Origin of the sequence: Neorhodopirellula pilleata (genome assembly GCF_007859915.1) — a bacterium.
GTDB lineage: Bacteria > Planctomycetota > Planctomycetia > Pirellulales > Pirellulaceae > Rhodopirellula > Rhodopirellula pilleata.
Window position 1 is genome coordinate 556,832 of record NZ_SJPM01000003.1, and the last position, 12,483, is coordinate 569,314.

At 52.2% G+C, this 12,483-nt stretch carries 2 protein-coding genes; both read left to right on the forward strand.

Going from position 1 to position 12,483, the window contains the following annotated elements; all coding sequences use genetic code 11:
- The first annotated feature begins 419 nt into the window (after nucleotides 1-419).
- Entirely contained in the window at nucleotides 420-11,420 is an 11,001-nt protein-coding gene (locus Pla100_RS10850; protein ID WP_146577689.1) for a phospholipase effector Tle1 domain-containing protein, read from the forward strand.
- 685 nt (nucleotides 11,421-12,105) lie between these two features.
- Complete coding sequence (locus Pla100_RS10855) at nucleotides 12,106-12,285, forward strand: hypothetical protein (protein ID WP_146577690.1); 180 nt, start codon at nucleotides 12,106-12,108, stop codon at nucleotides 12,283-12,285.
- The last annotated feature ends 198 nt before the right edge of the window (nucleotides 12,286-12,483 follow it).

Sequence of the window (12,483 nt, forward strand, 5' to 3'; positions counted from 1 at the left end):
AGTGCACTCTGCTGGCCGACTCGCTACAGAACCTGTAGCGATCTTTCTTCCCTTTTGAATTTATTTTGGGGCAATTCACAATGAATGAGCGAGTCAGGAATGATCGTCATCCACGTCGGTCTAAACCAAACGAAAACCCCTCAACTCCTTTAATAAATCGAAAGCGATCTCAGCTTGTCTCGACATTGAATGAAACGTCCGGTGATCGCTCGGGCCTTGACGATCTTGCTTGGCTAAGCGTTCGTTCGCTGGTCGCTTGGGCCGCGAAAGCCACCTGTCTTCTGGTGCAACATCACACAGCGATACAAAGCAAAAGGCGGTCACGGAAATCGTCTGAAAGAGTTGCACCACGTCGCTCACGCGTTGAGTCACTCGAAGCACGCGTCGTTCTTGCTGCACCCTCGATCGCGCCGCTGGGATTGGTCAATGACACTGGGATTGTTGGCGATTCGATCACCAGTGACGCGAATATCCACGGTACCTTTGTTGACGCTGACAACGACGCCTATTCCAAACGTGTTGAAATTGATTGGAACTCGGACGGATACGTTGACAACACTCTCTATCTCTACGGAAGCAATGATTTCACGTTCGACGGCAATTGGAGTTTGACAGAAGGCAATGCAAGCGTGTCCTTTCGCGCCATCAAAGATGTGCCCGATAGCGGTGGCTATGGAGGAGGAGGCTATGGAGGAGGAGGCTATGGAGGTGGTGGTTATGGAGGTGGTGGTTATGGAGGTGGTGGTTATGGAGGTGGTGGTTATGGCGGTGGTGGTTATGGCGGTGGTGGTTATGTCACCACGGTGGGGAATTGGCAGGTACTTTCCTTCACCTACATTTTGCCGGAAATCGGTTCTGGACCGGAGATCAATCTGGATTTGCATCTTGATACGAATATTGCAGGAGATGCGATTACGTTTGATCCGCGAGTGGATGTGAATCTGATTGGCACCAGTTCCTATTATTCTTATCCGAGCGTCGAATTTGACTTCGATGATGACGGGCAAGCGGATGATTCGATGTCCTATTTAAATACAACGCCGACTCCGTACAACCCGGTTTTGGAGACTTACTACGGCTATTCAACAGGTATGAATCGCTTCGATTTCGGTTTGATTGAATTCGCAGGTCGCTCGGTCACAACCGATCCGTATTACCGAACGGTCTACGGTCCGTGGGTGACCATCAGCTACCAGTTTGAATCGGTCCTTGACCATGTTTCTTTGATGTCGACCGATTTGATCGCGACCGAAGGGGGAATCGCTCAGTTTCAAGTCAGTATTCCTGGTGATTTTGATGCGTCAATCGTTGGCCAAGCAACCGGTGAAAGTGACATTGACGAACCTTTGCCCGCGGGTTTTACATACACCCCGACAAGAATGGGACTCGACTGGGATTTCTGGCAGGGGCCTGCTGCATCAGCCGCTGGCGACAGCACACTGAGTATTCCAATGCGTACGCTTGAAGACAACGTGGACGAATACGATGACGAGGCATTCCAAGTTGATCTTGAACTAACGACCAGCGAACTTTATTACGACTATCGTGCGTTGGATCGCCGTCTTCTTACGATTGTCGACAACGACACTCAACCCACTTTGAAGCTCATTCCATACCAAGATCCTGGCGATTACTACGGAAACTCACTCGCTCCAATCGGACCATCGCCAGCTCTGCCCGACTTCCGCGTTGCCGTCCGTGAACCCGACGGACATGTTTACCTCGGACTTGATCTATCTCATCCCAGTGAGAAAGACATCACTTTTGACATTGCCGTCACCGATGGAACCGCGATTGGAGATGCTTACGCTCCGATAACCTGTCCTGCCCCGCCGGGAACAGGTAGTTGCCTGGAATCCGACCCGTATGTACCAGTAGGCGATTTCATGTATCTCGTTCCTGCTACACGGTTGTTGGTTCCTGTTGAAAATCTTGATTACCCATGCATGGATTTTTGTTACCCAGAACAGAAATTCTTACCACTGGAAATCGTCATCAACAATGACGAGTGGTTTGAAGGTTACGAGGATTTCTCGGTGAACTTGGTCGCCGCCAACAACGCAATATTGGATACGACCAACCCGACAACAGCCCAAATTGAAATTCAAGACATCGAAGATCTCCCCGTTCCAGACATCGTTCCCTCAGTGATTCTTGAATCGTCCATCAATGCTGTCACACTGGCGAATTTTGGCAGCAACCGTGTCTATCCAATGACTTTTGAATTCGAAACCGTTTCAGCAGATAGCTACGATTATTACTATGGCTACTACGATTATCCTGCGACACCCATCGAAGACTTCGACGCCGAGATCATCGAGCTTAACGTGGCACCAAACCAATTCACTCAGAATATTCCGATTGGAATCGTCGATGACACCAGTTGGAATTGGCCCACACCTGCCGAAAATACTCACCCCTGGGCACCGCATGAGTATTTTCATATCCGTCCAACCGGCATCTGGTTCACCAACGACACCACACAGTACAACTGGTTAGAAGCATTCTTTGAGACTCAATATTCCTACAGCTATTACAATCAATACTTCGAGACGGTCACGATCGAAGACGAGGCTGCGTTTCCTGTTTTCGATGTCGATCCTACCCAGACTGTGAACGAAGGCGATACGGATGTTGACGTCGATTTCTCGCGACTGTTTGAAATGACAACCGAGCTCAATTACTGGATTGATGTCCAACCGGTGGGGAGCAGCTACGAGTCAGTGCAGGTGGGTGCTGGTACGTTGCAGTTGAACGCTGACGACGATTTGACTCAGTCCCTGCCATTTTTCTTCAATGCAAACGGGCTGCGTGATGAACCACGTGAACTGCGGATCGAGTTGTCCTGGGCCGACTACGACACCCGCCTGCTGGAATCACAATACGGAAATTTTGACGACTTTTATGACTATCAGCGGCGCACGTTTATTGTGCCATTCGGTGACGACACCGACCTCCCTGAATTTGTGAGCTTCGTCTTCGACCCGGCAAGCATTCGTGAACCGGAACCTGGTGAAAACTACGTTTCACAGACGACAGGTACGATCACGTTTTCTGATGCATGGGCAGACGGACATAGCTTCAACCTAGCCCTGGATGTGGCCAGCGTCGCTGGTGAGGCTGATTTCAGTAGTATTCCCACCACGGGGTATCTCAATGCAGGTGAAACTCAATTTACATTCACGCTGGACGCCATACAAGATAATTTAACGGAACCCAGTGAAGGCTTCACATTCGTCGCGACATCGAATTGGGAAGGAGTCACGGCCACGCTGACAAGCACCGGTGTAATTGATAACGGTAATGGCGGGCGACCTGTCGTCAATCCAGGTCAGGAATTTACCATCGTTGAAGGAGCAAATGTGGGAGATATTGTTGGCATCGTGACGGCGACGGATCCAAATACACCGCTGACAGAGCTGACAGGTTGGGATTTCGTAAACCCCGACGGTCTTTTTGCAATAGACCCTCTGACAGGTACCATAACCGTTAACAATGCAAGCTTGACTCCACAGACACTAAACTACGGTGTAGTCGTTAGTGATGGGGTCAACATATCTGACCCTGAACCAATCACCATTACTGTCATTCCGAACGATCCCGATGGCAACGATCCACCATTGGCATTCGATCAGGTTGGAGATTTCGTATCCTCAGGACCACTGCCGCTGGGCAGCTATCTCGGACGCCTACCCGTGTTTGATCCCAACGGGGATGAGCTTTCCTACACATTGACAGCAGGCAGCAGTGAAGCGATTTCGGTCGATCCGAAAACTGGCGATTTGTATCTTTACGACACGACACTACTCGGCACGGATGCGACCGAACACACCGTCGAATATTCAGCTACCGATCCTCTTGGCGGAACTCTCGCCGGTAGTGTGATCATCACCTTACCGCCAAAACCAGATTTTTTCAGTGATGCCTTCCGCGATAGCGGGTCTCATCGCGAAGGAGTGACGTTTGACCTCCGTCCAACAAGCGTCTCCGCCGCGGGAGAAACGTTTTACACGACCTTGCTCGCTCCTGACGGAACGCCGCACGCACCCGGCACCAATACCACCATTGATGCCTATGGGACTTTTCACGTACTCGACAATGGTACTTTATTCTACCAGCCTAACGCCAATCTATATCAGAATCATTCCAGCGTATTTAGTGCTACCAGCATCGATGGCTTGTCGGTTCTCGCGCTCTCTGGGTTTAGCATCGGCTTGATTGCCCTCCCTTCGTTGAACTCCCCTGTAGCTGGAGCCGCAGTGCTGGCATACCGTTCTGCGCAAGTGAATCTTACCAATTCTCAGCCGGTGTTAATCACTGACGCTTCTCGTAGCGGAACATTTGAAACCCAACCCGTTTTTGCCAAGCTCGATGATCTTTTCATCGTTGATGTGAGTCAGTGGTATGTCGATCCCGATGGGGATGAGATCGTAGCCACCTTCCTATCTGGTGCCAGCAGTACAACAGATGTTCGGATCGCAACCGGCGACGCATCCAAGGTCGTGATTGACGTGGTAGGAACCAGTGGATTTCCGCCAACATTTGATGACGCATCCATTGAAATCACTATTGGTGATCATCTAACGGCCGCGAATGAAACGCAGACGCTAGAAATCAAGCTTCTCGACTTTGATAGTTTTCAGCGTTTTGACACGCCAATCGGTATCGAGCGGATCTCCGTCGCAGATCGGGATGATATCGAATCGAACAGAGATCGTTCGACAGACTACGAACTATGGCATGACCGACTCGCCCAATGGTCCCTTTCGAACCTGACGGTTGGAGAGACGGGCAGTAGTGATAACTCGATGTCGACGACATTCGGTTCGACTCGCGTGGATCTGACCACCGGTCAGGCCACTCACTATCAATCGCTCGGACTCGCGTCCGCCTTCGATGATCTCTCGGTGCCGCTCGGCGGATTAGTTTATACGGCCGATCAAGTCGATCATTCTGCCATCGCGCATCTTGTGATTGACCGTCCCATTGCCGAGACTCGTGACATAACCTCGTTCGAGGTGACGATCGAAATGCTCGACCACTTCACCGGTGGTGAAGCTGGAAATTCGCCAGTCATCGCATCCCGAATAGAGATGTTTGATACGGATGACTCGACAGCCGAACGCTATGAACTGACCGTTAATATCTTGGACGGTTTTGATGTGCTCGACAGTGGCGTGGTCCGCTACCAAATTCACGTTCGTCCCGTGTTCGATACCTCCGCTGCCTCCATTGCTGAATACGACATTACGCTTTCGACCAGTGGCCGAGTCGCCGTCATCCGGGAAACCGAGATTACAACTGCCGATTTCCCCGCATTCGATGCCGCCAGCTATTCCAACACGCTCGCGACATTTGGTAACGGATGGCAACTTGCAGGTTTGCCACGTTTGATCTTCGACCGTGGTGACATCCAACTTCCATCAGGCGGCAGTCCTATCGAAATCGCTCAGGTTCAGATTCTACTGCAGATGCCAGGCAGTGATTCTGTCTCTGTCTTTGAAGGTGGCAACCCCACCGTCGGCAAACCATATGACTTGATCCCTGCCACCGAAGGTGAGGTATTTCAACCCATTGATCTTCGTACCGGTGGCCCCGATCCGCATGAGTACGGGACGTTGCAACTCTTCGGCGATAATCGGTTTACCTACACCGACTCGGTAGGCACCCAATACACATTCCAGCGATTCAATCCTCCCATCGTTGCTGGCAAGAGTGGTGACCCGACTCCTCAGTACCGCGTTACGGAAATCCTGCCTGCCGACGATTCAGGAATCGTGATCTCGTATCAAGACGACACGGGCCTCCAAGTTGCTCCGTCGGTCAACAGCGTCGGCAATGCGTTTGTCGGTCAACTTCGTATCCGTGACATCACCACCACGCGAGGTGTCGCTGACCCCGGATCACTCACCTTTCATTACGCCACCCCAACGGCCAAACAAGCCAACAAAATTGTGTTTGGTGACGGACGCGAAATTGAATTGGAATACGTCGCTGGAGAACTGACGAAAATCACACGACCCGCTGCCGTCGAGCATGTCTTCACATACACCGGGACTGCGGATGGTTCCGGAACGAGCAAGCCGCTGCTGCATACCATCACTGATCAACACATAGTGAACACGACCACCACCAAGACGGACGCCGTGCTCACACTCGACTATGAAGACGGAATCATCACCACCGTCACTCAGGGTGACGCAGCCGCCAACCCCATTGTTTCCAAACTCGGCACGCTCGCTCATCGAGCCGTGGAAACCGCACCAGGCGTCCACACTGCAATGGCACTTGCTTCGCCTGACGCAGTGTTCCCAGGCATCTTCGGCTACTTTGACGATGCCCCATCCATCGCCTTAGCGACTTCCAATGTCTTCGTTTCCACCTTGGCCGCAGATTTGATGGCTGCCGATAATACAGGTGCCGAGGTACCTCGGGGCGGCACGCACCTGACTCGTTACTGGATGGACGAGCGAGGCAATCCCGTCATCACTGACAGTCTGTTTCAACCCACCACGGGAATCGAAATTCTACGTGGTCGCACTCGTGCCTTCTTTGATGCTCTCGACAATCCAGTGGCCGCGATTGATGAGTTCGGTGTCGAATCCTCGGTTGTCTATGACTACACCTATCCCAGTGGCGCGAGTATTTTCGGAATCGTTCCCTTTACCAACGCTGACCCCGCAATCAGTGTCGTTCGCCAGACGCCTGTATTCCGCATGGAAAATGGCAATTGGACGCGAACTATACTCGACGGTAATGCGACCGCTCTTGCGAAAAGCGGGCTACCAACGCAAGCCTTCGATTCCGTGGGGCGAAAAACGGACTTTACGTTCGACGACGCAGGCCAATTCCTCACGTCCGTAAGTGATCGGTTGGCTCAGGCAGACCAAACGATTGCCACAACTTACGACGCCGATAACCGAGTGGCGACAACAACGTCTTCGGTCGGTCTGGTCACTACCTACCAATATAACGACACAGCGCACCCGCGACGCGTGACTTCGACGACCACCACCGTTCCTGAAAAAGACGAGGGAGGTATCCTGCAACCGGAACAATCATTTGTTGTTACCAATACCTACGATTCTCATGGCTACCTCGATACGGTCACCACGAAGCAAGACGGCGTCGACGTGTCAATTGAAGATTTCCATTTTGATCCGCTCGGTCGACTGATCGAATACGAATTGCTCGAAGGTGGCAGCAATGCGAAACAGCTTCGCTACAACGCCTACACCTACAATTCACTCGGTCAACAACTCACCGAAGTCGACGGGCACGGAACTTTTATCGAAGCTGTATACGACACTGCCAGCCGGATCATCGAACATACGATCGCCGTCGGTGCGACCACTATGTCTAAGACGCTTGCCACCGCAGTCGCGCTGGATATTCAGAAAAAATCCACGTTCACCTATTACGCCGATAGTTCGCTCAAAGAGGAAACGCTCGCCGACGGAACCGTTGTCAAGCACTATTACGATCCCGCCGTCAACGACCCTTCGTTAGCATCACTGTCACCGAGTCTCGCCGGCATCCGCCAAGCAGCCATGTCGTGGACCGTTACCGATGGGGTCTCTTCCGGCAATGATCACAATGCTCTCCAGGTAACACACAGCACGCTCGACGAGCAAGGACGCCTTGTTCGAAGCGAGAATCTGTTGACGGGCGCCCAATCGGATTTCACCTACGGTGAAATTTGGTCCGACGCACCTACACAAACACGAACTCGCACCAACCTCGGCGACCCCACTTCCGCCACGCCCACCGCCGCTAGTTGGATCATTTCGACAGCCGCTCATACCATCGACTCACTGCCCTACCGCAGCCAATTCGGTGACAATGCGGCGACGATTACTCAGTTCGATGAGTTGAACTATATCGCGCGCACCGAAGATAAAACAACATTTGGCACCGTCAGTAACCTGATCACCAATGCGGCAGGGCAACCGTCAGAAATACGGGAGACCATCAAAACTCCCGGTGCTGGCATCACCCAAAACCGCCTCACAAAATTGTTCCAAACCAGCGATGGACGCACCTCCCACGTCGTCGATGCCGAACAACGTACGTCAGCCACGATTGTCTCCGTCGTGACGTTAGACATTGACCCCGATGGCAATGGACCCGCGATACCCGACATCGGACGCGTGCTCACCAAGGTCGAAACGTTGCTGCCGGGCGGAAGAACCACGGAATCCTACACCGATGCCGCCGGTCAAACAGTCATGTTTGTCAACGAACGCGGCGGGATCACTGTCAATACGTTCAACGTCGTCGGCGATCTGACATCCTCGCATTTCACCGACCCGACTTCCACGACGATACCCAAGTACCAAACTCACGCCACCTACGCTCACGACGCCTTGGGACGCGTTATCCAGTCCATCAGCTACGCCGACCTCACGACCCTGTCCCCTGCGACGCCGGGCAACGAAATCCAATCCTTCGACTATTTCCTAAACGATCAAGGCAATTCGCTGATCGCCGGTCTGGCGATGGGACTGGAAGTCAGGCAGGCGCATCAAAATGCCACCGGCGGCATCACCGCCATCGCCACCGATTCGCTCGGCAAGACAGTGCATACGCTCTATCCCGAGCCGATCGCACCACAGATTCGTCAGCAAACAACTCAGCGATACGACTTTGATCCTGCGAATGCCACCGCTACCGTCACAGTCACCTCAGGAGGCGTGACAGCGGGGCCGAACAGTGCAACCAATGTCACGACCTCGCTGCTCAACACGACCGGGCAAACGCTCGGTGTGCTTGCTGACGATTTGCCCGGCACCCCATGGACCCGGATCACGTACGATAGCCATCTCAATCGGGCCTCGCTCGTTGATCCTGAAGACAACACGACCTCGTGGACCTACACCGACCAAAATCAAATCGCCAGCGAGTCGAATCAACTTGGCGACAAACGCTTCTTCAGCTACCATTCCGATGGCTCGCTACACCGGATCATCGATCGCAACCAAGACTTACGTACTTTCATCCGTGACGGTCTTGGCAGAATCGAAACGGAAACTTGGTCGGGACCGTCAGGCAACAACATCATCCAAAGCACCTACAGCCCTCAGGGTTGGCTAGATACTGCGACTGACCAAAACGCGTCGGTTGACCTGGACTTTGATGATGCGGGGAATTTAACCCAGTCCAAAGTTCTGAATCTCAACACGAGTTTTGAAACCATCGTCGACTCATTCTTCGATCCCGCTGGAAACCGACGTTTTATGAGCGTGTTTGGTAACGGTGATCTCGTTTTGAACAACGATTTCACCTACGACTCTCAAGGCCGACTCACCCGCATCGACCAAACCGGCGGTTTCGGACACGGGCCTCAAACCGCGAAGGCCGCTACCTTCACCTATGATGATCAAAACCGGTTTGACATCATCACCCGTTACGCAGGCACCATAGCAATCCTGACCACCGACCACACCTTCAACGACGCCGGTCAACTCGTCGGTCTGTCCCACGCCAGTGGCTCGACGACGCTCAATGATTACACCTGGACGTATGACGAGATCGGACGCATCGACACTTACGCTTCACTGCTCGATGGCACCGCCGACTATGATTATGACCAACAGAGTCAATTGACATCCGTCGCTTACAACTTTGCCTCCACGATCGACGATTTTAGCCAAACCTACGATGACAACGGCAACCGATCGAGCACCGGTTACGTCACCACCACCGACAACCGCACCACTGCCGACGGCACGTACACGTACGCGTTCGACAAAGAGGGTCGCCGAATCAAACGTACTGACGCGGTTGGCACGTACGACAGTTACACGTGGGACGCACGCGGACGATTGACAAGCGTCGCCACCTACGATGCCACTGATGCTCTCCTCGCGAAGACCGGCTTCACTTATGACCCGCTTGATCGCCGGATCGCGAAGACGATCGACATTGACGGAGACGGCACGCTCGATGAACAATTTCAATACGCCAACGATGGCTTGCGTGGTGACCGGGGTGGTGCTGGCGATCAGATCGCCGCCATCTTTGATGATCAAGATCGACTCACACACACCTTTCTCAACGGCCCGCAAGTCGACCAGGTATTAGCAGAAGAACAATTCGTGCCTGGGACAACCACCAGCAAAGTCAACTGGTTGCTCAGCGACAACCAGGGCACTCCGCGTGACATTGCCCGGCTCAACTCCGCTGGCACGGCTGCCGAGATCGTCAACCACCGCGTGTTTGAGGCATTCGGCGAGTTAGCCTCAGAAACCGATCCCGCCATCGACACGATCTACGGCCAAGCGGGCCGCGAGTGGGACGAATCCACCGACCTCTACTTCCACCGCGCCCGCTACCTCGACCCAGCCACAGGTGCCTTCATCAGCCAAGACCCAATCGGGTTCGCAGCGGGTGATGCGAATCTGTATCGGATGGTGGGGAATAGCCCAACGAATGCGACTGATCCGAGTGGGTTGGTGTTAGTGGCGTTCGACGGAACTGGCAATAGTCCTGCCATGCGAGATCGCGGCGTGCGAACCAAAACAAATGTGCGGAAATTTGAAGATCGTTATAGAGGAGAAACCATCTATGAGCCTGGGGTTGGGCTGAGTCAGCAAGATCATATCGATCTTAATGGAGGAAAACTGAGTGTTCCTCAGTACTACACAACTAAATTTGATGAAATTGCTGGAGGCGGATTTGGAGCCGGGGCAAACGCAAAAATCAGTTCTGTGATTGAGCGTACAAAGCTATACTTTGAATCTCATCCTGAAGACAGATACATCGACGTCATTGGATTCTCTCGGGGGGCGGCAATGTCCGTTCAGTTTGTAAACGATATTCAAGAGTTTGCTGTGCAGAACAATATCGAAATTCGTTTCGTCGGCCTATTCGACACGGTTTTTGCAATGGGACTTGCGAACAACGACATCAATGCTGGCTATGACACTCAAGTTCCTGCCAATGTGCCAACATTTCACGCTATGGCCTTGAACGAGGTAAGAGATTCATTCCGTCTTCAGCGTCAGAATCGTTTTGATGAAAATGGCAAGATTATCTGGCACGAACCGGGTGACAATAGCCAAGTGTACAGAGTTTATGAAGAATGGTTTGCGGGAGTGCATTCAAATATTGGTGGAGGATACATTGACAATGGACTATCTGATATCACTCTCGGCTGGATGTTGCAAATGGCTCGGCATCGTGGAGTGCCTCTCGACTATTCCACTGATGATTTGGCGCCGAATCCTAATGGAGAATTGCGAGATTCCAGGTTTGAGTTTATGCAAGGACTGCCCGATTTTCTTAAGCATACTGCGGGAGTGAGACGCGTGCGTGAAGTTCTTTATGGTGATACTGTCAATCAGAGTGTATTTCAAAGTTCTGTGCCGAATCCAAACGCTTCTTTGGATAATCGGCAGTATTTTCGTTCGCGATTCTAATGAAATTCTTTAATACGTTTTATGGATCTGCGTCAGCGTGGCCTCTAGTTATCGTCAATCTCTTCTGCTTCCTACTTGCAGCCGCAACTACTGCCGGATGTTCAAACACAAAGGCATGTAGAATTGTAGTGCGTCTGAATCCTGTGCAGATGCAGAGAGCCGAGACTATCGAACGAGTTCGTGTCGTCAACAATCAAATAGTACACAGTTCCGCAAAAGACCTGGCGAAACTCGAACGCAACTCGATTGTCGAGATGCCAAGCTCAATCGACGATTCCTATGACTGTTTTGTGGTTGTGGAATTGAGAGACAGTAACGGCCCAACTCAACACGAAGTATATCACATTCTATCTAACTCGCTACAAACAATGGAACGTGAGTCGAAATGGTTGGACCCAATATATATTGCAGATCCATCTGCTGACATCGCATTTCGAACTAGCGAAGTGTGCCGCCTATCTTCGTTCGCTTCAAAGGCAAGGACTCAATTGAAATTTGAACAAGATTAAGCACTGTTAGGAGGCATCAAATGGGGCCAACTTCTTTGTTATAAGGAAACCAAATGGAGAAGCCAAAAGAGCAGAGCCTAGGGGACATAGCATCGCAGATGCTATTGACTTGGCACCCTGTAGCGGAAATCATGACGGGGTCGAGTTTGCTGAATTGGTGACCAATGAGGTGCGTGATGGCACGGATGAGTCGAGCGGAAGTTTTTGATCCGGGCGAAGTCGCGGTCGGACACGTGTTTAGCCGTACCGTCAGACGGTGCTTTCTCATGGGCGATGATCCTGTCTCTGGGAAGAACTTCGACCATCGCAAACGCTGGATCGAGGAATATTTGCAGGAGGAGACCTTGGGGACATAGCACCGCAGAGGCTATTGACTTGGCACCCTGTAGGGGAAACGATGGCGGCGTCGAGTTTGCCGAATTGGTAGCCAATGAGGTGCGTGATGGCACGGATGAGTCGAGCGGAAGTCTTTGATCCGGGCGAAGTCGCGGTCGGACACGTGTTTAGCCGTACCGTCAGACGGTGCTTTCTCATGGGCGATGATCCTGTCTCTG